The organism is Amycolatopsis sp. WAC 04182 (assembly GCF_003947465.1).
In the GTDB taxonomy this organism is placed as follows: Bacteria; Actinomycetota; Actinomycetes; order Mycobacteriales; family Pseudonocardiaceae; genus Amycolatopsis.
The window spans coordinates 493,123-518,841 of record NZ_QHJJ01000001.1 but is presented as its reverse complement, the minus strand read 5'-3'; the positions used below and the strand labels follow the sequence as shown (position 1 = coordinate 518,841).

The following is a 25,719-nucleotide window of genomic DNA, read 5'->3' as shown; positions in this document are numbered from 1 at the left end:
ATGACCTATCTCGACCACGCGGCGACCACCCCGATGTTGCCCGAAGCCGTAGCGGCGATGTCCGAGGCGCTGTCCACAGTGGGCAACGCCTCCGCGCTGCATTCCTCGGGACGCCGGGCGCGCCGCCGGGTCGAAGAAGCCCGCGAGGTGATCGCGGAGGCGCTGGGCGCCCGGCCGTCGGAGGTGATCTTCACCGCCGGTGGCACGGAGAGCGACAACCTCGCGGTCAAGGGCATCTTCTGGGCCCGTAACGGCGAGGACCCGAAGCGGACCAGGGTGCTGTGCAGCACCGTCGAGCACCACGCCGTCCTCGAGTCCGTCGAGTGGCTGGAGCAGCACGCGGGCGCCGAGATCGTCTGGGTCGAGGTCGACCAGGCGGGCCGGGTCACCCCCGAGTCGCTGCGCACCGCCATCGGCGACAGCCCCGAGACGGTCGCGCTGGTCACCGTGATGTGGGCGAACAACGAGGTCGGCACGGTCAACCCGATCGCCGAGCTCGCCGCCGTCTGCGCCGAACACGAGATCCCGCTGCACACCGACGCCGTCCAGGCCGTCGGCGCGGTGCCGGTCGACTTCGCCGAGAGTGGCGCCGCGGCGCTGACCCTCACCGCGCACAAGCTGGGCGGCCCGTACGGTGTCGGCGCGCTGCTGCTCGGCCGCGACACCGCGTGCGTGCCGGTCCTGCACGGTGGCGGCCAGGAGCGCGCCGTGCGTTCGGGCACGCTCGACGTCCCCGCGGTGATCGCGTTCGCGACGGCGGTGAAGGCCACGGTCGAAGGCCGCGAGGAGTACGCCAAACGCGTCGCCGAACTGCGGGACGACCTGATCGAGGCCGTCCGGCGAGAGGTGCCGGACGCGGTGCTCAACGGTGGCGAGGGCGAGCGCCTGCCCACGCACGCCCATTTCACCTTCCCCGGTTGCGCGGGTGACAGCCTGTTGATGCTCTTGGACGCCAAGGGCATCGAATGTTCCACCGGTTCGGCGTGCACGGCGGGTGTCGCGCAGCCGAGCCACGTGCTGCTGGCCATGGGTGCCGAACCCGCGGCCGCGCGCGGGTCGCTGCGGTTCTCGTTCGGGCATACCTCGGCACCGGAAGACGTTGAAGCGGTTTCGAAGGAGATCGCGGGCGTCGTCGACAGGGCGAGGCAGGCGGGACTCGCCGGAATGCGCAAGCAGACGCAGAAGCAAGAGGTGTGAGGAAGATGCGCGTACTGGCCGCGATGAGCGGGGGAGTGGACTCGGCGGTGGCCGCCGCGCGCGCCGTGGACGCCGGGCACGAGGTCGTCGGGGTGCACCTGGCGCTGTCGGCGAAGCCCGGCACGCTGCGCACCGGATCCCGTGGCTGCTGCACGATCGAGGACTCCGGTGACGCGCGGCGCGCCGCGGACATCCTCGGCATCCCCTTCTACATCTGGGACTTCGCCGAGCGATTCACCGAAGAGGTCATCGAGACCTTCGTCGGCGAGTACGCCGCGGGCCGGACGCCGAACCCGTGCGTCACCTGCAACGAGAAGATCAAGTTCGAGGCGCTGCTGGACAAGGCGATGGCGCTCGGCTTCGACGCCGTCGCCACCGGGCACTACGCCCGTCTGTCCCTTGTGGACGGTGTGCCGGAGCTGCGGCGCAGCGTAGACACGGGCAAGGACCAGTCGTACGTGCTGGCCTCGCTCACTCCGGAGCAGCTGCGGCATTCGCTGTTCCCGCTCGGCGATTCGTGGAAGACCGACGTGCGCGCCGAGGCCGCGAGCCGTGGCCTGTCGGTGGCGAAGAAGCCGGACAGCCACGACATCTGCTTCATCCCGGACGGCGACACGAAGAGCTTCCTGGAGAAGCGGCTCGGCCAGCGTCCGGGGCAGCTCGTCGACGCCGAGACCGGCGCCGTGCTCGGTGAGCACACCGGCGTGCACGGTTTCACCGTCGGCCAGCGCAAGGGGCTCGGCATCGAGGCGCCGGCGCCGGACGGGCGGCCGCGCTACGTGCTCTCGCTGGAGCCGGTTTCGGGCACCGTGAAGGTCGGTTCCGCGCGGGATCTCGGCGTGAACGTGATCGAGGCGGACCGCCCGATCTGGCCGAGCGAGCGGCCGCTGGACGGCCCGACCGAGTGTGTCGTGCAGGTGCGCGCGCACGGCGGGATCGTCGAGGCCGTCGCGGAGGTTTCCGGTGACTCGGGCGACTCGGTGACCATCCAGCTCCGTGAGCCGCTGCGCGGCGTCGCGCCGGGGCAGGTCGTCGTGCTCTACCGCACCGACGCTGCCGAGGGCGACCTCGTGCTCGGGAGCGCGAAGATCTCGGGGACCCGCTGACCCTTCGGCCCCGGCGCCGACCACGCCACCTTCGCCAGGGTCCGCTCGAAGGCATGTCGCGAAAGCCACTTTCGCGACGTCTGATGTCCCGAAAGTGGCTTTCGCGACACGACCGAGGCTGCCACATCGCCGCGACCACCCCGCCCTGCCGCATTGAGAGGACTAAACGCGGCAGGGAGGTCAGAACTTCAGCTTGAAGCCGGTGTGCGTGGCCTCGAAACCGAGGCGTTCGTAGAACCGGTGCGCGTCCTCGCGTTTCACGTCCGACGTCAGCTGGACGAGGGCGCAGCCCCGCCGCCGTGATTCGTCGATGGCCCACCGCATCAGCTCGCCGCCGAGACCGGAGCCGCGATGACTCGCCCGCACCCGGACGGCCTCGATCTGCCCGCGCAGCGCGCCTTTCCGCGCCAGGCCGGGGATGATCGACAACTGGAGCGTGCCGACGGCCTCCCCGGCGTCGTCGGCGACGATCAGCAGGTGCGCCGGATCGGCGTCGATCTGCTCGAAGGCCTCGAGGTACGGCGTGAGGTCGTCGGCGGAATCACGGGTGCTGCCGATCTGGTCGTCGGCGAGCATCCCGACGATCGCCGCGACGTCTTCCCGGCGCGCTTCACGGATGATCATGAGGCGTAGTGTCGCACCCCGTCGGTCTCGGCCGCGGTGAGTTTCCCTTGGGCCACCAGCAGATCCAGATGCGAGCCGGTCTCGAGGACGGCGAGCATCTGGTTGAACGGGTCCATGTCGGGAAGTTTGCGCTGCCTCCGCGTCCAGCCGAGCCGCAGCGCGACCTCGTACGCGGTCGTGACGTCCGCGGTGATCTCGGCGCCCATGACTTCGAGCCGGTCCCGGTGGTGCTCCAGCAGCTCGTCGACGCGGGCGTGGACGCTGCCGGTGACCGGACCGTGCGCGGGGAGCATCCGCCGGTCCGGCATCTCGCGGACCAGGCGCAGGGAGTCGAGATAGTCGTGCAGGGGCAGTTCGGTCGGCACCGGCTGGAAGCCGATCGACGGCGTGATGTGCGGCAGCACGTGGTCGCCGGTGAACACCAGCCCTGCCTCTTCGTCGACGAAGACGACATGCCCGTCCGTGTGGCCGGGCGTGTGCACGATGTCGAACTCGCGGCCGGGCACGATCGGGCGTTTGCCGGGGACGAGCCATTCGTCGGGCTGTTCCCACAGATGCGCCTCGGTGTGCCGGACACCGCCGAAGGCCTTGGCGAGTTCCTCGACGACCGGCCCCGCGCCGCACCGTTCGAGCAGGCTGACCTGCGCCTCCATCGGGAAGCGGTCCGGGTCGCCGGAGCGGACCAGCGACGGCTCCTCCCGCTTGCCGAGCCCGAGCCTGCCGCCGAATTCGCGGCGCAGCTCCACGGCGAGCGTGTAGTGATCGCGATGCACGTGGGTGATCAGGAATTCGTCGATGTCACCGAGGTCGGCTCCGAGCGCCTTCAACCCGCGCGAAAGCCGTTCGCGCGCCGACTCGAGCGCCCAGCCCGAGTCCACGAGGACCAGGCGGGTCCCGTCGGTGACGACGTAGATGTTGACCGCGCGCAACGCGTCGTGCGGCAGGGGGAGCGGAATCCGGTGGATCCCCGGCGAAACCGTGTAGACGCCTGGCTCGGCCCAATCCCGCTCGCCGTCTTCGGGCAACGGCTCCATGGTGACCTCCGTCCCGGACGCACTCCAGCGTGCCGCCCCAGTCCCTCCACCTTGAGCCGCCGGAAGCCGAGTGTCCACTTCAGGAGTGTGAGACCCCGATCACTTGTCGTCCTGTTTCAGCGCGGTGTCGATGGTCAGCGCCGAGGCCACCACCATCGACGCCAGCGGGTCCCGCAGCGGCCGGTGGATCTCGACGACGTAGTTGTCGGCGGTGGTGAACGCGGCCTTCACGAAACCGCCCCAGGTCTTCGTGATCCGCGCGATCTCGACGTCCGCGTGGTCCTTGATCGCGAAGTTCCACGCCCGCCAGTTCTCCGCGAAGATCCCGCCGACCTTCTGCCCGTCGACCACGAAACCCAGCCGGATCTTGCCGAAGACGTTCTCCTGCACGATCTCGCCGATCGGGGAGTCGTCGGCCTTCGTCACCAGGAACCGGGATTTGAACACCTTCGCCGGCCGCGTCACCTTCAGCACGGTGCTGTGGTTCGCGTCGCGGATTTCGAAGCGGTGGGTCAGGAACTGGTCGTAGTTCGTGAGCAGCCGGATGGCCTTCTTCAACGCGCTCTGCCCGACCTGGACGACGCCGCCGAGGCGGTTGCCGTTCTGGTCGAATACCCCGAACTCGTTGGCCATCTCGATGAGTTTCGCGCGCTGGTTGACCACCAGCACGGGTTCGGAGAACAGCGTCCCGCCGCCGGCGACACCACCGCCGCGGCCTTGCGTGCCCCTCGCCGCCTGCGCCCGGATCTTTTCGGGATCGTGCGCGCCTTCGACGTCCAGCTCGATCATTTCGGCGTCGTGCGACGGCCGCGTGTTCGCGGTCCAGGCCTGCCCGTCCCACCACCGGTACATCCGGGGGTTCTGCCGGTCGGGATACCAGCCGGCGGGCTGTGGGGAGCTCGTCATGGCAGGTCAGCGTAATGCGCCGGACGCCGGATCGGGCGCGCCGACGGCAATTGCGTCGAATGTCCGTGTCCTCCCCCGCCCCGCCGCCCCGCCAGGTCGGACCAAGGGGAGAATCCGGGTGTGAACGAACGACCTTGGCCCCTCGGCGCGGCCACCGCGATCGGTTCCCTGCCCGGTACCGATCCGGTCGAGGCCGCTTCGATCGTGTTCGGCGAACTGCCCGAATTCCCCTGTATGCCCGAACTTCCCGCCCGCGGCGTCGGCGCCGACATGATCGGCCGGACGGCGGCGCTGCTGGTCGACCTCGCCGTCGAGGTGGTGCCGAGCGGCTACCGGGTCGCCGCCCGTCCCGGGCACGACCATCGCCGGGCCGTCGACCTGATGAACTGGGACCTCGACGCCGTCCAGGAGGCGAGGGAAAAGGCGGGCGCCGCGCCGCCCGCCTTCAAGATCCAGGTCGCCGGGCCGTGGACGCTCGCCGCGAACGTCGAGCTGCCGCGCGGGCACCGGATCCTCACCGACAAGGGTGCGCTGCGCGATTTCGCCGCGTCGCTGCTCGACGGGCTGGCCGGGCACGTCGCGGAACTGAAGTCGCGGATCGGCGCGCCGGTGGTGATCCAGTTCGACGAACCGTCGCTGCCGGAGGTCCTCGCCGGTGATCTCCCGACGGCGTCCGGCTACGGCACCGTTCCCGCCGTGCCCGCGCCGGAGGCACGCGAACTGCTGTCGACGGTGATCTCCGGGGCGGAGCGGATCACCGGTCAGCCGGTCGCGGTGCACTGCTGCGCCGAAAAGCCGCCGATCTCCTTGCTGCGCGCGGCGGGGGCGCAAGCGATCGCCTTCGATTTCACCCTGCTGAAAGGCGCTTCGCCCGCGCAGCTCGACGAAATCGGCGAGACGCTGGACTCCGGGACGACGCTGATGCTCGGACTCGTCCCCACGACCGACCCCGGTGTCCCGGTGGAGCTGCGCGACGTGGTCACGCCCGTGTTCAAACTCGTCGACCGGCTGGGTTTCCGCCGCGAGATCCTCGCCGAACGGGTCGTGCCGACCCCGGCGTGCGGTCTCGCGGGCGCCACCCCCGACTGGATGCGCCGCGCGCTCACGCTCAGCCGGGAGGCCGGCAAGGCTTTCACCGAACCGCCTGAAGGCTGGTGAGCGGCGCGGTAGCGTGCCCGTCATGCGTTTGTTCCGCCGTTCCCGTAAGACCGAGGACGTTCCCGACCCCCGCACCGCCTGGCCGGAGCAGCCGGTCCCCGAGGACGCGGCCGCCGCGGCGGCGAAGTTCTGGGAGGCCTGGTTCGCGCTCCTGCCGGAGGTCAGCGCCGCCCTCGGCGATCGTGAACCGCATCGGGTGGAACACGACCTCTGCACCATCGTCGAGGCGCTGCACCCCCGGCTGCACTTCTCCCTCGATCGTGGGCACCGGGCGATCTACTCGCTGGTGCTGACCGGCCAGGAGGATCCGGAACTGCGCCCGTACACCGACGCGTGGAAGGCCGCGGCGCCGCCGGAGGACGCCATCTGGGAGTACCACGATTCCGTGCCGCCGGTCCCCGATCCGAGTGAGGTCACCGTCAACCTCGGCGAGACGCGGATCGCGCTCGCCGACGTACGGGTGACCGCGAAGGTCGACGAATCAGCCGGACGGGTGGACGTGACCGTGTTCCATCCGCTGATCGACGAGCTCGCGCCGGAGACCCGGACGACCATGACCTTCCTGCCGCTGGACGCCACGCTGGGTGAGCGGGTCGCGGCCGAACGGCTGGGCAGGGTCGAGCTGGTGACCGAGGCCCAAGACGGGCAGCTGACCCTGCTGGAACTGCGCGAGCTGGTCGGCAGGCTGTCCGGAAATGTCGGTGCCCCCGACTAGAGTCACCCCCGTGAGCAGCGAACTTCCCGAGAATCCCGAGCCCGCGCAGGATGTCACCGACGTACCGGCCGACGTCCGTGACAGGCATGCCGAACTGGCGGAGGAGATCCGCGGTCACCAGTTCCGGTACTACGTGCTGGATTCACCGATCGTGTCCGACGGCCAGTTCGACGAGCTGCTCAACGAACTCCAGGCCATCGAGGACGAGCACCCGGGGCTGGTGACGCCGGAGTCGCCGACGCAGAACGTCGGCGGCACCTTCTCCACCGAGTTCGTCGCGCATGACCACCTCGAGCGCATGCTCAGCCTGGACAACGTCTTCGACACCGGCGAGTTCGAGACCTGGGTCGAGCGGGTCCAGAAGGAGATCGGCGCGACGAAGTACCTCGCCGAACTGAAGATCGACGGGCTCGCGATCAACCTGCTGTACGAGAACGGCCGCCTGACCCGCGCGCTGACCAGGGGCGACGGCCGCACCGGCGAGGACGTCACGCTCAACGTCCGCACGCTGGAGCAGGTGCCGGAGCGGTTGACCGGGACGGACGAGTTCCCGGTGCCCGCGTTGGTCGAGGTCCGCGGCGAGGTGTTCTTCCGCGTCGAGGACTTCCTGGCGCTGAACGCGAAGATGGTCGAGGCGGGCAAGGATCCGTACGCGAACCCGCGCAACACCGCTGCCGGGTCGTTGCGGCAGAAGGATCCCAAGATCACGAAGTCCCGCAACCTGCGGCTGATCTGCCACGGTCTCGGCAAACGCGAGGGCTTCGAACCGAAGCGCCAGTCCGAGGCGTACGACGCCCTGGCCGCCTGGGGCCTGCCGGTCTCGCCGCACAGCAAGGTGCTCGGTTCGGGCAAGGAACTGCTGGACCACATCGAATACTGGGGCGAGCACCGCCACGACGCCGAGCACGAGATCGACGGCGTCGTCATCAAGGTCGACGAGGTCGCGCTGCAGCGCCGTCTCGGCACGACCTCGCGTGCTCCGCGCTGGGCGATCGCGTACAAGTATCCGCCGGAAGAGGCGATCACCACCCTGCTGGACATCCAGGTCAACGTCGGCCGCACCGGGCGGGTCACCCCGTTCGCGGTGATGGAGCCGGTGAAGGTGGCCGGGTCCACGGTGGCGATGGCGACGCTGCACAACCAGGAAGAGGTCAAACGCAAGGGCGTGCTGATCGGGGACAAGGTCGTCATCCGCAAGGCGGGCGACGTCATCCCCGAGGTGCTCGGCCCGGTCGCCGACGCGCGCACCGGTGAGGAGCGCGAGTTCGTGATGCCGTTGCGCTGCCCCAACTGCGACACCGAACTGGCGTACCAGAAGGAGGGCGACATCGACATCCGTTGCCCGAATTCGCGGTCCTGCCCGGCGCAGTTGCGGGAGCGGCTGTTCCATCTCGGCGGGCGGGGCGCGTTCGACATCGAGGTGCTCGGCTACGAGGCCGCGGTCGCGATCCTGGACGCCGGTGTCGTGCACGACGAGGGCGACATCTTCGATCTGGACGAGGAGAAGCTGCTTCAGGTGGAGCTGTTCCGCACCAAGGCGGGGGAGCTGTCGGCCAACGGGCGCAAGCTGCTGGACAACCTGGAAACGGTGAAGGACCGTCCACTGTGGAAGGTCATCGTCGGCCTGTCGATCCGGCACGTCGGCCCGACGGCGGCGCAGGCGCTCGCGCGGGAATTCGGCTCGCTGGAACGGATCGAGAACGCCTCGGAGGAGGAGCTCTCCAGTGTCGACGGCGTCGGCCCGACCATCGCGCGTGCGGCGAAGGAGTGGTTCGAGGTCGACTGGCACCGCGAGATCGTCGAGAAGTGGCGCGCGGCGGGCGTGCGGATGGAGGAGGAGCGCGACGAGTCCATCCCGCGCAACCTCGAAGGCCTGTCGATCGTCGTCACCGGTTCGCTGAACGACTACTCCCGCGACGAGGCCAAGGAATACATCATGGCCCGCGGCGGGAAGGCGGCCGGTTCGGTGTCGAAGAAGACGGCGTTCGTCGTCGTCGGCGACGCTCCGGGCACGAAGTACGACAAGGCCGTCCAGCTGAAGGTGCCGGTGCTCGACGAGAACGGCTTCCGCGTGCTGCTGGAAAGCGGCCCCGAGGCCGCCGCCGAGCTCGCGCTGCCGACCGAGGAGGAAACCGGTGAGTGATCTGGAGATCCGGCCCGCCCTGGCCGACGAGCTGACCGAGGTCGGGGAGCTCACGCTGGCCGCGTACTCCGCGGAGCGGAGCCTTGTCGACGGCGTCGGCTACGCCGCGGAACTCGTCGACGCCGCCAAACGAGCGGAGCTGGCCGAGCTGCTGGTCGCGGTGGACGGGGACGGCGCACTGGTCGGCACGGTCACCATCGCCCGGCCGGGGACCGAGTTCGCCGAGCTGTCCCGCGAGGGCGAACTAGAGTTCCGGATGCTCGCCGTGCTGCCCTCGGCGACCGGACGCGGCATCGGCGAGGCGCTGACCAGGGCGGTCATCGCGCGGGCGCGGGAGCTCGGCGTGGCGAGGGTGGTGCTGTGCAGCCTGGTCACGATGGAGCGGGCGCACCGGCTCTACGAGCGGCTCGGCTTCGTGCGGCTGCCCGAGCGAGACTGGGAGCCGCATCCCGGGGTGACCCTGATCGCCTACGGCCTGGAGCTTGCCTGATTACGCATTTCGTCCTCTGAATGCGGTAGTTCGTGATACCAACCACCGCATTCAGAGGACTGAACGCGAGGGGTCAGCTGTCCAGCACGACGGCGACGATGCCCGCGAAATGCGCCAGCCGCGCCACCTCGGCGGCCCGGAAGTTCGGCCCGCCCGGCCGGGCGACCAGCAGCGCCTTCCCGGGCTTCCCCAGCGGCGTCGCCGCGAGTTCGGTCCCCAGTTCCTTCCACGTCTCCGGCACCCAGGCCTCCTCGGCGTCGAGGATGGTGGCGCGTTCCAGCGGCAGCCACGGCAGGTCGGTGATCGGCGTCTCGGGAGCGGCGTTGGACGACGCGAGCCGGGTCGCGCCGGCGTCGGCGTGCTCGACGACGACCGCCCAGCCCGCGCGGATGATCCGCGGCACACCCTCGGCGAGGATCTCCAGCCCCGAAGCGGGCTTCGCGGCGATCTCCTCGACCAGTTCGAGTTCGCGGTGCGTGTCGAGCACCCCGGCGTACGGGCGGACGGCGTCGACCTCGACCCCGTCGACGCTTTCGGCGGCGGTGATGAGCGCGTCCGGCAGCCTGCCGGACGGGATTTCGACGACGAGGTCGTCGACGGCGATACCGCCGCCGCGTTCGACCACGTCCACGCTCAGGATGTCGGCGCCGACGGTGCCGAGCGCGGTGGCGACCGCGCCGAGGGTCCCCGGGGTGTCCGGTAATTGGACCCGGATCAGGAACGACACACGCGCCCCTCTCGCCTCAGGCGTCCCAGCCTCGCCGTGGAACGCGCTACGCCGGGCGCCGATTGTGACAGACCGGACGAGGTAATGGGGACCGACGTCCGGGGCGCGGGATAACGAACCAGGCACTCCTTACCCGACATGGGAGCGCAGGCCGCGGCATAACCCAGTCGAGTCCGCCGACGCCGCCACCATAGACTTGCAGCTTCCGACAGAACCCGCACAGCACACCCCGGGAGTCACCCGCGTGCCCAACATTTCCCGCGACGAGGTCGCACACCTCGCCAAGCTGGCCAGGCTTGCCGTCACCGAAGAGGAGCTGGACGTCTTCGCAGGCCAGCTCGACCAGATCCTGGACTCGGTGGCCAAGGTGAGCGAGGTCGCAGGCGAGGACGTCCCGCCCACGTCGCACGCCGTGCCGCTGACCAACGTGTTCCGTGAGGACACGGTCCGACCGGGGCTGACCCAGCAGCAGGCGCTGGCCGGTGCGCCGGCCAGCGAAGAGGGTCGTTTCCGGGTGCCGCGGATTCTGGGAGAAGAACAGTGACCGAACTCATCAAGCTGACCGCCGCCGAGCTCGCGGAGAAGATCCAGTCCCGTGAGGTCTCGGCCGTCGAGGTCGCCCAGGCCCACCTGGACCGGATCGCCGAGGTCGACGACCACATCCACGCGTTCCTGCACGTCGACACCGAGGGCGCGCTCGAAGCGGCCCGCGCGGTGGACGCCGACGTCGCCGAGGGCAAGGCGCCGAAGTCGCCGCTCGCCGGGGTGCCGCTGGCGCTCAAGGACGTGCTGACCACCAAGGGCATCCCCACCACGGTCGGTTCGAAGACCCTGGAGAACTGGATCCCGCCGTACGACGCCACCGTGACGCGCAAGCTGCGCGAGGCCGGTGTCGTGGTGCTCGGCAAGACCAACATGGACGAGTTCGCGATGGGCTCCTCCACGGAGAACTCCGCGTTCGGCCCGACGCACAACCCGTGGGACCACGCCCGTATCCCGGGCGGTTCCGGCGGTGGCTCCTCGGCGTCCATCGCGGCGTTCGAGGCCGCGATCGCGATCGGTACCGACACCGGCGGTTCGATCCGCCAGCCCGGCGCGGTCACCGGCACCGTCGGCGTGAAGCCGACGTACGGCGGTGTCTCCCGGTACGGTCTCGTCGCCTTCTCGTCGTCGCTCGACCAGGCCGGTCCCTGCGCGCGGACGGTGCTCGACGCCGCCCTGCTGCACGAGGTCATCGCCGGGTACGACCCGATGGACTCGACTTCGATCAACGCGCCGGTCCCGCCGGTGGTCGCCGCGGCCCGACAGGGCCTGACCGGTGACCTCAAGGGCGTGCGTGTCGGCGTGGTGAAGGAATTCGCCGGCGACGGCTACCAGCCGGGCGTGTTGCGGTCCTTCGAGGCCGCCGTCGAGCAGCTGCGCGCGCTCGGTGCCGAGGTCGTCGAGGTCTCGTGCCCGAACTTCACCTACGCGCTGCCCGCGTACTACCTGATCGCGCCGAGCGAGTGCTCGTCGAACCTCGCCCGGTTCGACGCCATGCGCTACGGCCTGCGCGTGTCCGACGACGGCGCGCACAGCGCCGAAGAGGTCATGTCGCTGACCCGAGAGAAGGGCTTCGGCCCCGAGGTCAAGCGCCGCATCATGCTCGGCACGTACGCGCTGTCCTCGGGCTACTACGACGCCTACTACGGCTCGGCGCAGAAGGTCCGCACGCTCATCACACGCGACTTCGAAGCCGCCTACGAAAAGGTGGACGTGCTGGTCTCGCCGACCACGCCGACCACCGCGTTCAAGATCGGCGAGCGCGTCGACGACCCGATGGCGATGTACCTGGCGGACCTCTGCACCATTCCGTCGAACCTCGCCGGCAACGCCGCGATGAGCGTCCCGAGTGGACTGTCGCACGAGGACGGCCTGCCGGTCGGCCTCCAGATCATGGCCCCCGCGATGGCCGACGACCGGCTGTACCGCGTCGGCGCCGCCTACGAGGTCGCACGCGACGCCGCCAACGGTGGCTCGCTGGTGCACGAGGTTCCGGAGCTGGGAAAGGCGTGACTTGCTGACACGCATCGAGATCGACGGCTTCAAGTCGTTCGATCGCTTCGGGTTGGACTTGCCGCCGTTCCTGGTCGTCCTCGGCCAGAACGCCAGCGGTAAGTCCAACCTGTTCGATGCGATCCGGCTGCTTGGCCGCCTGGGAAACTCCTCGACGCTCGTCGAAGCCTTCGCGGAGACGCGCGGCAGCCTGACGGAGCAGTTCCGTGCCAAGGGAGGTCGGGAAATCACGACCTCCATGCGTTTCGCCGCGGAGATGCTGCTGGATTCCGCGGTCACCGATCAGTTCGGTGAGCAAGTCGCAGTCGAACACGATCAGGTTCGCTACGAGCTCGACCTCGAGCTCAGGCTCGATCGGGTGCGGGACAGCATCGCGATCTATGTCGCGCGTGAGGTCGCTTACCCCATCGGACGTCCGGATGCGCCATTCCTGGAAACCGTCGGTACCGGTGATTCACGAGAGTTCGTGCTGAGTTCCGAGAACGGCGGGAAGGGGAGACGTTCTCCGGCGAACGCGGCCAGGGCGACCGTGCTGTCGACGATCAGGCTGGCCGCGGAGTTCCCGGTGCTGTTCGCGATCCGCAACGAGCTGGAGTTCTGGCGGTTCCTGCAGCTGGATCCCAGCGCGCTCCGGCTGTCCGGTGCGACCGGGCAATCGGACGCATACCTGGAGCCCGGCGGGGGCAACCTGGCGATGGTCCTGCGCCGTATCGGGCTCGAAACCCGTGATGAATACGGTAGCGGGCTCGACGACATCGTCGTGGACCTCGGTGCTGTGGTACGAGGGATCTCGGACGTCGGTGTCGATGAGACCGCGACCGGACGATGGGAAATCCGGCTGGTCACCCGTGACGGGCCGATCAGCGCGAGGGTCGCGTCGGACGGCACCTTGCGGGTACTCGCGTTGCTCGCCGCACTGCATGATCCGCAGCATCGCGGGCTGATGTGTTTCGAAGAGCCGGAGAACGGCATCTTTCCTCAGCGTCTGAGGGAATTGCTTCATGTACTCAGGAACATGGTCATGGCGTCCGTGTCAGATGGACCGCGACTCCAAGTGATCCTGTCCAGCCATTCGCCGTTGATGCTGTTCGAGCTCGATCCGGCGGAAGTCGTGGTCATGGACACGGTCACGCAGGTCGGGCCCGAGGAGCGCAAGGCCAGCACGGTTTCCCGGGTACGAGCGTTGACCGAATCGGAAACCCTCGAACGAGTCTCCGACCACGAGCAGCGGGCACTCCCGGGTATTGGCCGGGATGAAGCTCTCCGGCTACTGGAGGCTTGAGTGCGGTCGTTGAATACCGCGATCGCGGTGGAGGGCTCGTCGGACGAGAGCTTCTTCAGGCCGCTTGTCCTGCGTGTCCTGAGTGACATTGCCGAGATGTGGCCTGGGCGTGGTTTCAGGGTCGCCGAGCCGCTGGTGTTCCGCAGAGGGCCCGATACCTGGTCGACGTTGTGCAGGGAGTTCTGCAACTCCTCAGCCAACCTCGATCTGGCGTTCTTTCACTACGACGGTACGTCGAGACCGGAACGTGAGGCGAAGAAGTGCTGGGAGCCCATGTTGCGTGAGTGGGAACGTGTACCCGGCGGGAAACCCTTGTTGCAGCAACTCGTGCCGATCAGAGAGATGGAGAGCTGGGCGCTCGCCGATCTCGCCGCGGTGAATCGGCTGGTCGGACGAGACGTCGGTTCTTCACGTATTTTCGAGGCCGGATACCTGCCGAAGGTGGAGCGCTTGTCAGATCCGAAGCGGACACTGACCGATGCGCTGCGGTCAGGACGGCGGAGATCGGATTCCGTACACCTGCACCTGCAGACCCTGGCTGAGCGCGCCAGCTTGACGAAACTACAGAGCGTGCCGTCGTTCGACGAATGGCACACGGAGACCGTCGCCGGGTTGCGAAAGCTCGGGTTCATCGAAAGTGGAGGAAAGAAGTGACCGCCGTGGTGGAACTCATGGACTACGCCGACGTCATCGAGCGGTTCGACCCGGTGCTGGGCCTCGAGGTGCACGTCGAGCTGAACACGAACACCAAGATGTTCTGCGGCTGCGCCAACGAGTTCGGCGGCGAGCCGAACACCAAGGTGTGCCCGACCTGTCTCGGCATGCCCGGTTCGCTGCCGGTCGTGAACGGCAAGGCGGTCGAGGGCGCGATCCGTATCGGTCTCGCGCTCAACTGCGAGATCGCCGAATGGTGCCGGTTCGCCCGGAAGAACTACTTCTATCCGGACATGCCGAAGAACTTCCAGACCTCGCAGTACGACGAGCCGATCGCCTTCAACGGCTACCTCGACGTGACGCTGGACGACGGCGAGGTCGTGCGCGTCGAGATCGAGCGCGCGCACATGGAGGAGGACACCGGCAAGTCGCTGCACGTCGGCGGCGCCACCGGGCGTATCCACGGCGCCGAGCACTCGCTGCTCGACTACAACCGCGCCGGCGTGCCGCTGATCGAGATCGTCACCAAGACGATCGAGCACACCGGCGGCCGCGCCCCCGAGGTCGCCCGCGCGTACGTGAGTGCCCTGCGGGATCTGCTGAGCGCGCTGGACGTCTCCGACGTCCGCATGGACCAGGGTTCCCTGCGCTGCGACGCGAACGTCTCGCTGATGGCCAAGGACGCGACCGAGTTCGGCACGCGCACCGAGACCAAGAACGTCAACTCGCTGCGCAGCGTCGAGCGCGCCGTGCGCTACGAGATGACCCGCCAGGCGGCGATCCTCGCCGAGGGCGGCACCATCAAGCAGGAGACGCGGCACTTCCAGGAGGCCGACGGCACCACGTCGCCGGGCCGCACCAAGGAGACCGCCGAGGACTACCGGTACTTCCCGGAGCCCGACCTGGTCCCGATCGCGCCGTCGCGCGAATGGGTCGAGGAGCTGCGCAAGACGCTGCCGGAGATGCCGTCGGAGCGCCGCAAGCGCATCCAGCGCGAGTGGAACCTGACCGACGAGGCGCTGCGCGATCTGCTCAACGTCGGCGCGGTCGACCTGGTCGCCGCCACCGTCGAGGCGGGCGCGACGCCGGACGAGGCCCGCAGCTGGTGGGTCAACACGCTGGCGCAGGAGGCCAACTCCCGCGAGATCGAACTGGCGGAGCTGGCGATCACGCCTGCGCAGCTGGCCGAGGTCATCGCGCTGGTCAACGCCGGCGAGCTGACCAACAAGCTGGCCAAGGAGGTCGTGCAGGGCGTGCTCGCCGGCGAGGGTTCGCCGTCCGAGGTCGTCGAGAAGCGCGGTCTGAAGGTCGTCTCCGACGACTCCGCGCTCATCGCGGCGGTCGACGAGGCGCTGGCCGCGCAGCCCGATGTCGCCGAGAAGATCCGCGGCGGCAAGGTGGCCGCGGCCGGGGCGATCGTCGGCGCGGTCATGAAGGCCACCAAGGGCCAGGCCGACGCCAAGCGTGTGCGCGAACTGATCGTCGAGCGAGTCGGTGCCTGATCTCGCTTTGAAGAAGGTCACCTGGCGTGAGTGGCTCGGCCTCGCGGCCGGGCTGCTCGCGCTGGTGGCCTTGTTCCTCCCGTGGACGACGCTGACCGCCTCGCGCCCGGAAATCGAGGACGTGCTGACGACGTTGCCCGCCGACGACGTCACGCGCGACGCGTGGCACGCGGGTTTCCTCGCCTGGGCGCCGCCCTTCCTCCTGTTCCTGCCCGGTGTGGCCGTCGTGCTGTTCGGCCGCGTCGACGCCGTCCGCCGCGCGGGCCTGCCGCATCTGTGGCTGATGGCGGCCATCGGCGCGCTGCTGCTGATGGTGCTCGGCTGGACCACCCTCGACTGGCAGTTCGACGCCGATCAGCGCGGGATCTTCTCCGCCGCCGGCATCGAGATCGGGACCGGTCTCGGCCGCTACCTCGGCCTGCTCGCCGCCGTCGTCTCCGCGGTCGTCGCGTTCTTCGACGTCCGCCTCCTGCGCGCCGAGACCCGCACCCGCCGCCCCTGAGTTCTTCTTCGCGTTTAGTCCTCGGGATGCGTGGGGATACCGTGAGAAAGCGCTTTCTTGAGGAGGTCACCCAATGTTCCCCCTTCCCGGAGGCATCGGCCTCTCCCATCTGTGCGCCTACGAATGGGAGGCCGCGGACGGGGTGTGCGGCGGCAGCCCGCATCTGCACCTCGCCTGCACCGAGGCCTACGTCGTCACCGGCGGACGCGGCGCGGTGCAGACGCTCGACGTCGGCGGCTACCGGGAGACCGAACTCGAACCCGGTGTCGTCGCGTGGTTCGCGCCCGGCACGGTCCACCGGATGGTGCAGCGCGAAGACCTGCGGATCACCGTGCTCATGCAGAACAGCGGGTTGCCCGAAGCGGGCGACGCCGTCTTCACGTTCCCGCCGTCGATCCTCGCCGACCCGGCCGCGTACGCGGAGGCCGCCGCGATGCCGGAGGACGACGACGCGGCCCGCCGTCGTCGCGATCTCGCGATCGAGGGCTACCTGCCGATCCGGGACGCGCTCGTCGCGGGAGATCCCGGCCCGCTGAGGGACTTCCACCGCGCGGCCGTCGCGCTGTCCGCGCCGAAGGTCTACGCCTGGATCCCGCGGTGGCGCGCCGGTGCCCTGGCCGCCGCCGAGTTGACCGGGGAACACCTGGAAGCGCTGGCGAACGGCGACGCGAGCCACCTCGAACGGTCCGGGGTCCGGGTCACCGGCCCGTCCGAAGTGGACGGTTACGGGATGTGCGGGCGGCGGACGGAATACCGCGTGGACTCCTGAGCCGCGCTCAGTCCTTGCCGCCCCCGCCGGAGCTGGCCGACGGCGTGATGATGACGACGCGGTCGTCGCTCGAAACCGGGGTGCCGCCGTCCTTGTTGACCGTCCCGGCGAGCGCGATCTGCGGATTGACCATGCTCATCGCGGACAGCCTGCCGAAGGTCTTCGGCGGCTTGCCGACCTTGCCGTCCATGAAGACGTTCGGCTTGCCGGTCACCGCGCCGTCCGGGGTGACCGGCAGGTTCTGCAGGTTGCCCGCGATCGACGTCGTGACCGTGAGATAGCCGGTGGCGCCGACGAAATCCGCGCAGCCCGCCACGCCGGGCTTGTCGGTCCAGCTCCAGGCCGGGGTGGTCAGCGGCTGGCCGCCGCGAAGCCGGTACAGGACGTCCTTGTCAGCCAGCCTGTCGGTCAGCCATACGCGGGAGCCGGTCTGGTCGCGGCAGATCCCGCCGGGGGAGTGCACGCCGGTCGAGAAGACCGCCGAACCCGGTGTGGGGTTGCCCGCCGCCGGTTTGCCCGAGGTGTCGATGCGCAGCACCTTCCCGGCGAGCGACGCGGGGTCGGCCGCGAGTCCGGCGTTGCCCGCGTCGCCGGTGGCGACCAGGAGCGCGCCCTTGGCGTCGGTGCCGATCGCGCCGCGGTTGCCGGTGGCTCCCTTGGGGATGCCGGTCAGCACCGGTTTCGGCGACTGGCCCTTCGCCAGCCGGACGACCCGGTTGTCGGTCGGGGTGGTGATGTAGGCGAAGACGAGCTGGTCTTCGGCGAAGCCGGGGGAGAGGGCCAGCGAGGTGAGGCCGCCGTCGCCGGAGCCGTCCACGGGGACGGTCGCCCAGTCGGCGGGGTCCTTCTCCGCGGCGGCGAGCAGGATCCGGCCGCTCTTGCGTTCGCCCGCGAGCGCGCTGGGCGCGGTGCCGTCGCCGGGGATCGCGGCCACGGCGGCGACGGTGTCCAGGCAGGTCGCGATGACGGCCTTGTCGAAGTCCTTGCAGCCCTGCGGCGGCGGGACCGGCGTCGGCGTCTGGTTACGCCCGTTGCCGCGGCCGGGGCCGGAGTCGCCCGCTTCACCGCCGGGCCCGACCTGCGGCGGGACCTCGGGGGACGGCGGGTTGACCGGGGTGAACTTCTGTCCGGCGGCGGTGTTGTCGAAGTCGGCGCAGCCGGAGAGCATCAGCGCGCCGCAGGCCAGCATGGCCAGCGGCGCGGTCCATTTCCGCCGGTACCGGGTACGCACAGGGCAAGCCTAGGTGGGCGTGCGTGAGCCACGGGTAAGAGCCTCTCGATACCGTGGTGATCATGACTGTCACCGTTCTCGTGCCCGACGAAGAGGGAGTGGCCGCGCTTTCGGAGATCGAGGGCGTGCGTCCGGTGGTGTACCGCCACGGGGAACCGGCGCCCGCCGAAGCCGCCGAGGCCGAGGTCCTCGTGACCGGTGACCGGCCCAGCGACGAGCTCTGGCGGGAGTTGCCGAACGTCAAACTCGTGCAGTTGCTGCTGGCCGGTGCCGAGGACTGGATCGGCAAGGTGCCGGACGGCGTCCTGCTCTCGACCTGCCGCGGCGCGCACGGCGGAAGCTCGGCCGAGTGGGTCGTCGCGGTACTGCTGGCGATCTACCGCGGTCTCGACGGCTTCGCCGAAGGCCTGCGGCGGAAGCACTGGGAACGGCGGACCACCGACACCCTGCAGGGCAAGCGGGTCCTCATCATCGGCGCGGGCGACCTCGGCAGGCATCTGCGTCGACGGCTGGAGACGTTCGACGTGCGCTGCACGATGGTGGGCGCGAGCGCTCGCGAGGGTGTCCACGGCACCGACGAACTGCCCGCCCTGCTGCCCGACCACGACGTCACGGTGCTCATGGTGCCGCTCACACAGCACACGCGCGGCATGGTCGACGCGGAGTTCCTGGCCGCGATGCCGGACGACGCGATCCTCGTGAACGTCTCGCGGGGGCCGGTCGTGGTCACCGACGCGCTCGTCGCGGAACTCGCGTCGGGACGGCTGCGCGCCGCGCTCGACGTGACCGACCCGGAGCCGCTGCCCGACGGGCACCCGCTGTGGGACTGTCCGGGACTGCTGCTGACACCGCACGTCGCGGGCTCGGTGAGCGGGAGACGACAGCGTGCCTACGCGGTGGCGGTCCGGGAACTGAGCCACTATTTGGGTGGGGAGCTGCCGAAGAACCTGGTCCACGGCGAATACTGAGCATCGTGGCGAATCTTCATGTCGGTTGCGCGATGTGGACGCACAAGGCGTGGGCCGGGCGGTTCGTCCCGAAGTCGCTGCCTGCCGGGGAGCGCCTGCGGGCGTACGCCGGCTGGTGCAACGCGGTCGAGGGCAACACCACCTTCTACGCGACGCCCGCCAGGGACACCGTCGCGGCGTGGGCGCGGCAGACCGGCGCCGGTTTCCGGTTCGTGGTCAAGCTGCCCAAGGTCGTCACGCACGAGCGGCGGCTCGCCGGTGTCGAGACCGAGATGCGGGCGTTCCTGGAGGCGGTCGAACCGCTCGGCGACCGGGCGGTCCTGTGGACCCAGCTGCCCGGCTCGTTCGGGCCGCCGGACGCCGACGCCCTCGGCCGCTTCCTGCGTCGTCTCCCGGCCGGCCTCCGGCGCGCCGTCGAGGTGCGTCACCCGGCGTTCTACACCGACACCCATGCGACGTCGCTGCTGGAGAGGACCCTCGCCGACGCGGGCACCGAGTGGGTGCCGTTCGACACCACGGTCTTCTTCGCGCGCCCGCCGGTCAGCGAGGCCGAACAGGACGCCTGGGCCAAGAAACCCCGGCTGCCGCGGCGGACGCGGGCGCTGACCGACCGGCCGATCGTCCGCTACCTCGGCCGGGATTCGGCCGAGGAGACCGCGCGGGGATGGGAGCCGTGGACCGAGGTGGTCGCCGGGTGGCTGCGGGGCGGCCGGTCGCCGACGGTCTTCGTGCACACTCCCGACAACGACGACGCCCCGGCGCTCGCCCGCCGGTTCCACGACGACGTGCGCGCCCTGGTGCCCGGTCTCGTCCCGCTGCCCGAGCCCGAACCGGTCGAACCCGCGACCCTGTTCTGAGCCGGTCCGGCGGTTCGGTCGCCTGACGGGCCGGTTTCGCCTACCCTTCGCGCGTGAGCGATGACTACCAGACCAGCATGATCTCGGACGTGGCCGAGCCCGACAACGGCCCGGCCCCGGTGGAGACCAGGGGCGGGATCGACCTCGGTCTGCTCGTCCTGCGAGTGGTGCTCGGCGTGACCATGGGCGCGCACGGGCTCCAGCATCTCTTCGGCGCTTTCGGCGGGCCCGGGGTCGGCGGTTTCGCCAAGGTGCTCGGCGGCTTCGGGTACACCAGCCAGACCACGCTGCTTTCGTGGATCACCGGGATCAGCGAGGTGGTCGGCGGCGCGCTCGTGCTGGTGGGCCTGTTCACCCCGGTCGGTGCCGCGGCGCTCCTCGGGGTCTGCGCGAATATCGTCTACGTCAAGTTCGGCGGCGGGTTCTTCCAGAAGCAGGGGCAGGGCTTCGAGTTCGAGCTCCTGCTGGCCGCGGCCTCGCTGACCGTGCTGCTCGCGGGTTCCGGGCGGATCGCGCTGGACGTCAACACCCCGTGGCGGAAGCGGCCGCTCTCGTTCGGGCTGATCGGGTTGCTGCTGACGGCGGCGGCTTCGGTCGTGGTGATCGTCCTCTGCCGCTGACCCGCATTGAGAGGACTAAATGCGCTAGTCCCCGCCCCACGGGGAGCGAGCGAAGGGCGCATTTAGTCCTCTCGATGCGTGCTACTTGTTCGGGTCGCGGACGGCGCCGGTGTCGGCCGACGTCGCCATCCGCGCGTAGGCCCGCAGCGCGGCGGTGACCTTCCGGTCCCGCGAGACCGGCTGCCACGGCCGCTCGCTCGCCTCCATCTTCGCGCGCCGCTCGGCGAGGACGTCCTCGTCGACGAGCAGTTCGAGACGGCGTTCGTGGACGTCGAGCAGGATCCGGTCGCCGTTCTGGACCAGGCCGATCGTCCCGCCCGCGGCGGCCTCGGGCGAGATGTGCCCGACCGAGATGCCCGACGAGCCACCGGAGAACCGGCCGTCGGTGATCAGCGCGCACTTCTTGCCGAGCCCCGAGCCCTTGAGGAACGCCGTCGGGTGCAGCATCTCCTGCATACCGGGGCCGCCCGCCGGGCCTTCGTAGCGGATCACCAGCACCTCACCGGGCTGGATCTCCTTCTTGAGGATGGCCGAAACCGCCTCCTCCTGGCTTTCCAGCACCCGGGCCGGGCCCTCGAAGTGCCAGAGTTCCTCGTCGATACCCGCCGACTTGATGACGGCGCCGTTCTCGGCGAGGTTGCCGCGCAGGATCGCGAGCCCGCCGTCCTTGGTGTACGCGTGCTCGACGTCGTGGATGCAGCCGTCCGCGGCGTCGGTGTCCAAAGAGGACCAGCGGTTCTCGGTGGAGAACGCCTCGGTGGTGCGGACCCCGCCCGGCGCCGCGTGGAACAGCTCGATCGCGCGCTCCGACGGTTCCTTCGCGCGGATGTCCCAAGTGGACAGCCAGGACTCGAGATCCGGCGAGTGCACGGAGTGGACGTCGGTGTTCAGCAGGCCGCCGCGGTGCAGTTCGCCCAGGATGGCCGGGATTCCGCCGGCGCGGTGGACGTCCTCCATGTGGTAGTCCGAGTTCGGCGCGACCTTCGACAGGCACGGCACACGGCGGCCGATGGCGTCGATGTCGTCGATGGTGAAGTCGACCTCGCCCTCCTGCGCGGCGGCGAGGATGTGCAGCACCGTGTTGGTCGAACCGCCCATCGCCATGTCGAGGGCCATCGCGTTCTCGAACGCCTTCTTCGTCGCGATCGAGCGCGGGAGCGCGGACTCGTCATCCCGCTCGTACCAGCGCTTGCACAACTCGACGACCGTGCGCCCGGCGTCTTCGAAGAGCGCCTTGCGGGCGGCGTGCGTGGCGAGGGTCGAACCGTTGCCCGGCAGGGAGAGCCCGAGCGCCTCGGTGAGGCAGTTCATCGAGTTCGCGGTGAACATGCCCGAGCACGAACCGCAGGTCGGGCAGGCGGAACGTTCCACAATGGACAGCCCGTCCTCGTCGACCTCGCTGCTGGCCGACGCGGCGATCGCGGTGATCAGGTCGGTCGGCGCCTGCGCGACCCCGCCGACGACCACGGCCTTCCCGGCCTCCATCGGCCCACCGGAGACGAACACCACGGGGATGTTCAGCCGCATGGCCGCGTTCAGCATGCCCGGGGTGATCTTGTCGCAGTTGGAGATGCAGACCAGCGCGTCGGCCTGGTGCGCGTTCACCATGTACTCGACGGAGTCGGCGATGATCTCGCGCGAGGGCAGCGAGTAGAGCATTCCGCTGTGCCCCATGGCGATCCCGTCGTCGACGGCGATCGTGTGGAACTCGCGGGCGACCCCGCCGGCCTCCTTCACCGCGCCGGCCACGATCTCGCCGAGATCCTTGAGGTGCACGTGCCCCGGCACGAACTGGGTGTAGGAGTTCGCGATGGCGACGATCGGCTTGCCGAAGTCGCTGTCGGTCATTCCGGTGGCGCGCCAGAGCGAGCGGGCGCCCGCCGCGTTGCGGCCGTGGGTGGTGGTCCGGGAACGGAGTTGAGGCACGGCTGACTCCAAGGTTCGGGATGGGGACCAGGGCGAACGAGCGCCAAACTGGTCCTACCAATCCTACTCCCCGGAATCGTCGCTCTTTTCCGGAGCCTTGGCGACGTCGTCGGTCAGCCCGGACGGATCGGCCATGTGGCCCGCGCTGACCAGCGAAATCACCGGCAGATGACGGGTGCGCACGGCGGGAAGGGGGATCTTGGTCTCGTCCTTCAGCACCGCCTGCACCTTCGCCTTGTCGGTGATGGCGAGGCCCTTGAGCGAGGTCCACGGCAGGTCCCGCCGCCCGAACATCGTGCGGACCTCCAGCCCCTTGGCCGTCGCGGTCGTGCGGGTCCGGATGACGAACACCGCCAGCGCGATCGGGAAGAGATAGAGCCACTGGAGATACGGCACGTCGCCGAACGCGACAGGCGTCACACAAACGACGAGGAAAGCGATCGCCAGCAACGCCGTGTTCGGGATTTTGAAGACGGCCTTGCGGTCCTCGTTCGCCTGTTCCTGCTGCTTTTCTTCTGCCACGTCAAAGATGGTGCACCGCCGCCTCGAAGGCCCCGAACGCGGGTCGCGCGACGCACCGATGGTGTCCAGCATGCGGAATCGCCGTCCCGCAGAGTTGACACTCTTGACGGCGACCGGCTAGCTTCACTCTCGTGACAACGCAGACCGGCCTCGTACTTCCCCAGCGCGTCGACGCTTAGGGAAGTCTCCGCTGCGTCGACGCGCGACCCTCGTGCGACCACTCCGGTCGGCGGGGGTTTTTTGTTGCCTGGAACAATTTCACTTGCCCGACCAGCCAATGAATACCCGAACGAGTGACTAGACAAGACGAGGCAAACAGCGATGACTAGTGCCACCTCGCGAGCTGAAGCGAACTCCGGTACCTCCGGTGCCCGACCCAAGCCGGCGCCGCCCGCCGGGACCCCGGTGCGGGTCACGGGCGCGCAGTCGCTCGTCCGCTCGCTCGAGTCGGTGGGCGCGGAGGTCGTGTTCGGTATTCCGGGCGGCACCATTCTCCCGGCGTACGACCCGCTGCTCGACTCGACGAAGGTCCGCCACGTCCTGGTCCGCCACGAACAGGGCGCCGGCCACGCCGCCACCGGGTACGCGCAGGCCACCGGCAAGGTCGGCGTGTGCATGGCCACCTCGGGTCCCGGTGCGACCAACCTGGTCACCCCGCTGGCCGACGCGAACATGGACTCGGTCCCGGTCGTCGCCATCACCGGGCAGCAGTCCCGCGCGCTGATCGGCACGGACGCCTTCCAGGAAGCCGACATCTGCGGCATCACGATGCCGATCACCAAGCACAACTTCCTGGTCACCGACCCGGCCGACATCCCGCGCACCATCGCGGAGGCCTTCCACCTCGCCTCGACCGGCCGCCCCGGCCCGGTCCTGGTGGACATCCCCAAGGACGTCCTGCAGGAGATGACCTCCTTCTCCTGGCCGACCGAGCTGCGGCTGCCGGGCTACCGGCCCACGCTGCGCCCGCACGGCAAGCAGGTCCGCGAGGCCGCCCGGCTGATCAGCAAGTCGCGTCGCCCGGTCCTCTACGTCGGCGGCGGCGTGATCAAGGCCGACGCCTCGCGTCAGCTGATGGAACTGGCCGAGCTGACCGGGATCCCCGTCGTCACCACGCTGATGGCACGCGGCGCGTTCCCCGACTCGCACCCGCAGCACCTCGGCATGCCGGGTATGCACGGTTCGGTCGCCGCGGTCGCCGCGATGCAGCGGGCGGATCTGCTGATCGCCCTCGGCGCCCGCTTCGACGACCGCGTCACCGGGCAGCTGTCGTCGTTCGCGCCGGACGCCGCGATCGTCCACGCCGACATCGACCCGGCCGAGATCTCCAAGAACCGCAAGGCGGACGTGCCGATCGTCGGCGACTGCGCGGAGATCATCACCGAGCTGATCGAGGCCGTCCGCGCCGAGACCGACAAGTCCGCGAAGCCGGACCTGAAGGACTGGTGGACGCAGGCGAGCGCCTGGCGTGACGACTACCCGGCCGGTTACGAGTGGCCCGACGACGGGACGCTTTCCCCGCAGTACGTCATCGAACGCATCGGTTCGCTCGTCGGCCCGGACGCGGTCTACACCGCGGGCGTCGGCCAGCACCAGATGTGGGCCGCGCAGTTCGTGAAGTACGAGAACCCGCGCACCTGGATCAACTCCGGCGGTCTCGGCACGATGGGCTTCGCCGTCCCCGCCGCGATGGGCGCCAAGTTCGGCGTGCCGGACAAGCAGGTCTGGGCCATCGACGGCGACGGCTGTTTCCAGATGACGAACCAGGAACTGGCCACCTGCGCCATCGAAGGCGCGCCGATCAAGGTCGCCGTCATCAACAACGGCAACCTGGGCATGGTCCGCCAGTGGCAGAACCTCTTCTACTCCGAGCGGTACTCCAACACCGATCTCGGTACCCACAAGCACCGCATCCCCGACTTCACCCTGCTGGCGGAGGCGCTCGGCTGCGCCGGGCTCCGCTGCGAGACCAAGGAGGACGTCGACGCCACCATCCGGCGTGCCATGGAGATCAACGACCGCCCCGTCGTGATCGATTTCGTGGTGGGGAAGGATGCCCAGGTGTGGCCCATGGTGGCCGCGGGCACCGGTAACGACGAAATCATGGCCGTGCGCGGGATCCGCCCGCTCTTCGACGACGACGAGGTCGCCGCCGAGGCGGAGCTGAACGCCGCCACAGAAGGAGACGCCCGATGAGCGTGCACACCCTGAGCGTTCTGGTCGAGAACAAGCCCGGTGTCCTCGCGCGGGTTTCCGGACTGTTCTCCCGGCGTGGTTTCAACATCGAATCCCTCGCCGTCGGGCCCACGGAGAATCCCGAGGTGTCCCGGATGACGATCGTGGTCGCCGTCGAAGAGCTACCGCTCGAACAGGTGACCAAACAGCTCAACAAGCTGGTCAACGTCATCAAGATCGTGGAATTGGAAAAGTCCACAGCCGTGCAGCGTGAACTGCTGCTGGTCAAGGTCCGGGCCGACGCCACCGTGCGCAGCCAGGTCCTCGAGACAGTCCAGCTTTTCCGCGCGAAAGTGGTGGACGTGTCGCCCGAGGCGCTCACCGTCGAGGCCACCGGGACCTCGGACAAGATCGGTGCCCTGCTGCGGATGCTGGAGCCCTATGGCATCCGCGAACTGGTCCAGTCCGGAATGGTCGCGGTCGGCCGGGGCGCCCGGTCCATCACCGCCACCTCCGCTCGATAAAAATCTTTGTAAGTCAGGAAAGGAAGTAGTAC

General features: G+C 69.3%; 25 protein-coding genes. 18 read left to right on the top strand and 7 right to left on the bottom strand.

Annotated features, from left to right (window positions below; all coding sequences use genetic code 11):
- Positions 1 to 1,197 carry a cysteine desulfurase family protein gene (locus DMH01_RS02475; protein ID WP_125673490.1) on the top strand — a complete coding sequence of 399 codons (1,197 nt, stop codon included), beginning with the start codon at positions 1 to 3 and terminating at the stop codon, positions 1,195 to 1,197.
- Between the two features lie 5 nt (positions 1,198 to 1,202).
- Positions 1,203 to 2,303, top strand: a complete 1,101-nt coding sequence (gene mnmA / locus DMH01_RS02470; protein WP_125673489.1) for a tRNA 2-thiouridine(34) synthase MnmA — start codon at positions 1,203 to 1,205, stop codon at positions 2,301 to 2,303.
- A gap of 180 nt (positions 2,304 to 2,483) precedes the next feature.
- On the opposite strand, the gene DMH01_RS02465 is transcribed toward mnmA, so the two are convergent.
- The 3 genes from DMH01_RS02465 to DMH01_RS02455 form a co-directional block, all read right to left on the bottom strand.
- Positions 2,484 to 2,927: a GNAT family N-acetyltransferase gene (locus DMH01_RS02465; RefSeq protein ID WP_125673488.1), complete on the bottom strand. Its 444-nt coding sequence runs from the start codon at positions 2,925 to 2,927 to the stop codon at positions 2,484 to 2,486.
- Positions 2,924 to 3,961: an MBL fold metallo-hydrolase gene (locus DMH01_RS02460; RefSeq protein WP_125673487.1), complete on the bottom strand. Its 1,038-nt coding sequence runs from the start codon at positions 3,959 to 3,961 to the stop codon at positions 2,924 to 2,926. The genes DMH01_RS02465 and DMH01_RS02460 overlap by 4 nt, the downstream gene beginning before the upstream one ends.
- A gap of 99 nt (positions 3,962 to 4,060) precedes the next feature.
- Positions 4,061 to 4,867, bottom strand: coding sequence for a phospholipid scramblase-related protein (locus tag DMH01_RS02455; RefSeq protein ID WP_125673486.1), 807 nt, complete (start codon positions 4,865 to 4,867; stop codon positions 4,061 to 4,063).
- 120 nt (positions 4,868 to 4,987) lie between these two features.
- Here DMH01_RS02455 and DMH01_RS02450 point away from each other — a divergent pair, with 120 nt between their 5' ends.
- Genes DMH01_RS02450 through DMH01_RS02435 form a run of 4 tightly spaced genes read left to right on the top strand, consistent with a single transcriptional unit; the run spans position 4,988 to position 9,373 of the window.
- The gene (locus DMH01_RS02450; RefSeq protein WP_125673485.1) at positions 4,988 to 6,025 is read left to right on the top strand and encodes a methionine synthase; all 1,038 of its coding nucleotides are present in this window, start codon (positions 4,988 to 4,990) and stop codon (positions 6,023 to 6,025) included.
- A gap of 22 nt (positions 6,026 to 6,047) precedes the next feature.
- The gene (locus tag DMH01_RS02445; protein WP_125673484.1) at positions 6,048 to 6,740 is read left to right on the top strand and encodes a hypothetical protein; all 693 of its coding nucleotides are present in this window, start codon (positions 6,048 to 6,050) and stop codon (positions 6,738 to 6,740) included.
- Between the two features lie 10 nt (positions 6,741 to 6,750).
- Positions 6,751 to 8,883, top strand: a complete 2,133-nt coding sequence (gene ligA, locus DMH01_RS02440; protein WP_125673483.1) for an NAD-dependent DNA ligase LigA — start codon at positions 6,751 to 6,753, stop codon at positions 8,881 to 8,883.
- A complete protein-coding gene (locus tag DMH01_RS02435) occupies positions 8,876 to 9,373 on the top strand; it encodes a GNAT family N-acetyltransferase (protein ID WP_125673482.1) in 498 nt (165 codons plus the stop codon). Before ligA ends, DMH01_RS02435 begins: the two co-directional genes overlap by 8 nt.
- A 73-nt stretch (positions 9,374 to 9,446) precedes the next feature.
- On the opposite strand, the gene DMH01_RS02430 is transcribed toward DMH01_RS02435, so the two are convergent.
- A complete protein-coding gene (locus DMH01_RS02430) occupies positions 9,447 to 10,100 on the bottom strand; it encodes an ACT domain-containing protein (protein ID WP_125673481.1) in 654 nt (217 codons plus the stop codon).
- Positions 10,101 to 10,344: 244 nt separating this feature from the next.
- Between DMH01_RS02430 and gatC the strand changes: the two genes are divergently transcribed.
- The 7 genes from gatC (at position 10,345) to DMH01_RS02395 (ending at position 16,864) form a co-directional block, all read left to right on the top strand.
- A complete protein-coding gene (gene gatC / locus DMH01_RS02425) occupies positions 10,345 to 10,644 on the top strand; it encodes an Asp-tRNA(Asn)/Glu-tRNA(Gln) amidotransferase subunit GatC (RefSeq protein ID WP_005162012.1) in 300 nt (99 codons plus the stop codon).
- Complete coding sequence (gene gatA / locus DMH01_RS02420) at positions 10,641 to 12,155, top strand: Asp-tRNA(Asn)/Glu-tRNA(Gln) amidotransferase subunit GatA (protein WP_125673480.1); 1,515 nt, start codon at positions 10,641 to 10,643, stop codon at positions 12,153 to 12,155. Before gatC ends, gatA begins: the two co-directional genes overlap by 4 nt.
- Position 12,156: 1 nt before the next feature.
- Positions 12,157 to 13,437 carry an AAA family ATPase gene (locus tag DMH01_RS02415; protein ID WP_125673479.1) on the top strand — a complete coding sequence of 427 codons (1,281 nt, stop codon included), beginning with the start codon at positions 12,157 to 12,159 and terminating at the stop codon, positions 13,435 to 13,437.
- A gap of 9 nt (positions 13,438 to 13,446) precedes the next feature.
- On the top strand, positions 13,447 to 14,091 hold the full coding sequence (locus tag DMH01_RS02410; protein WP_158633179.1) for a DUF4276 family protein: 645 nt from the start codon (positions 13,447 to 13,449) through the stop codon (positions 14,089 to 14,091).
- Positions 14,088 to 15,593 (top strand): Asp-tRNA(Asn)/Glu-tRNA(Gln) amidotransferase subunit GatB, encoded by a 1,506-nt coding sequence (gene gatB / locus DMH01_RS02405; RefSeq protein WP_125673477.1) that lies wholly within the window; start codon positions 14,088 to 14,090, stop codon positions 15,591 to 15,593. The genes DMH01_RS02410 and gatB overlap by 4 nt, the downstream gene beginning before the upstream one ends.
- On the top strand, positions 15,586 to 16,095 hold the full coding sequence (locus DMH01_RS02400; protein WP_125673476.1) for a hypothetical protein: 510 nt from the start codon (positions 15,586 to 15,588) through the stop codon (positions 16,093 to 16,095). The genes gatB and DMH01_RS02400 overlap by 8 nt, the downstream gene beginning before the upstream one ends.
- A 73-nt stretch (positions 16,096 to 16,168) precedes the next feature.
- Positions 16,169 to 16,864 (top strand): cupin, encoded by a 696-nt coding sequence (locus DMH01_RS02395; protein ID WP_125673475.1) that lies wholly within the window; start codon positions 16,169 to 16,171, stop codon positions 16,862 to 16,864.
- A gap of 7 nt (positions 16,865 to 16,871) precedes the next feature.
- Here the strand turns inward: DMH01_RS02395 and DMH01_RS02390 are convergent, their stop codons facing one another.
- Positions 16,872 to 18,095, bottom strand: coding sequence for a sorbosone dehydrogenase family protein (locus DMH01_RS02390; protein ID WP_125673474.1), 1,224 nt, complete (start codon positions 18,093 to 18,095; stop codon positions 16,872 to 16,874).
- A gap of 62 nt (positions 18,096 to 18,157) precedes the next feature.
- Between DMH01_RS02390 and DMH01_RS02385 the strand changes: the two genes are divergently transcribed.
- The 3 genes from DMH01_RS02385 to DMH01_RS02375 all read left to right on the top strand — a co-directional run bounded on the left by DMH01_RS02385 (position 18,158) and on the right by DMH01_RS02375 (position 20,540).
- Positions 18,158 to 19,063, top strand: a complete 906-nt coding sequence (locus DMH01_RS02385; RefSeq protein ID WP_125673473.1) for a 2-hydroxyacid dehydrogenase — start codon at positions 18,158 to 18,160, stop codon at positions 19,061 to 19,063.
- Positions 19,064 to 19,095: 32 nt separating this feature from the next.
- Positions 19,096 to 19,920 carry a DUF72 domain-containing protein gene (locus DMH01_RS02380; protein WP_125674290.1) on the top strand — a complete coding sequence of 275 codons (825 nt, stop codon included), beginning with the start codon at positions 19,096 to 19,098 and terminating at the stop codon, positions 19,918 to 19,920.
- A 77-nt stretch (positions 19,921 to 19,997) separates the two neighbouring features.
- The gene (locus tag DMH01_RS02375; protein WP_125674289.1) at positions 19,998 to 20,540 is read left to right on the top strand and encodes a DoxX family protein; all 543 of its coding nucleotides are present in this window, start codon (positions 19,998 to 20,000) and stop codon (positions 20,538 to 20,540) included.
- Positions 20,541 to 20,621: 81 nt separating this feature from the next.
- On the opposite strand, the gene ilvD is transcribed toward DMH01_RS02375, so the two are convergent.
- Together ilvD and DMH01_RS02365 are read right to left on the bottom strand one after the other, a co-directional pair.
- Positions 20,622 to 22,466: a dihydroxy-acid dehydratase gene (ilvD, locus tag DMH01_RS02370; protein ID WP_125673472.1), complete on the bottom strand. Its 1,845-nt coding sequence runs from the start codon at positions 22,464 to 22,466 to the stop codon at positions 20,622 to 20,624.
- A gap of 63 nt (positions 22,467 to 22,529) precedes the next feature.
- On the bottom strand, positions 22,530 to 22,988 hold the full coding sequence (locus DMH01_RS02365; RefSeq protein ID WP_125673471.1) for a PH domain-containing protein: 459 nt from the start codon (positions 22,986 to 22,988) through the stop codon (positions 22,530 to 22,532).
- 321 nt (positions 22,989 to 23,309) lie between these two features.
- On the opposite strand from DMH01_RS02365, the gene DMH01_RS02360 reads away from it, so the two are divergent.
- Both DMH01_RS02360 and ilvN read left to right on the top strand, forming a co-directional pair.
- Positions 23,310 to 25,184 carry an acetolactate synthase large subunit gene (locus DMH01_RS02360; protein ID WP_125673470.1) on the top strand — a complete coding sequence of 625 codons (1,875 nt, stop codon included), beginning with the start codon at positions 23,310 to 23,312 and terminating at the stop codon, positions 25,182 to 25,184.
- Positions 25,181 to 25,687, top strand: a complete 507-nt coding sequence (gene ilvN, locus DMH01_RS02355) for an acetolactate synthase small subunit (RefSeq protein ID WP_076162709.1) — start codon at positions 25,181 to 25,183, stop codon at positions 25,685 to 25,687. Before DMH01_RS02360 ends, ilvN begins: the two co-directional genes overlap by 4 nt.
- Positions 25,688 to 25,719: the final 32 nt, after the last annotated feature.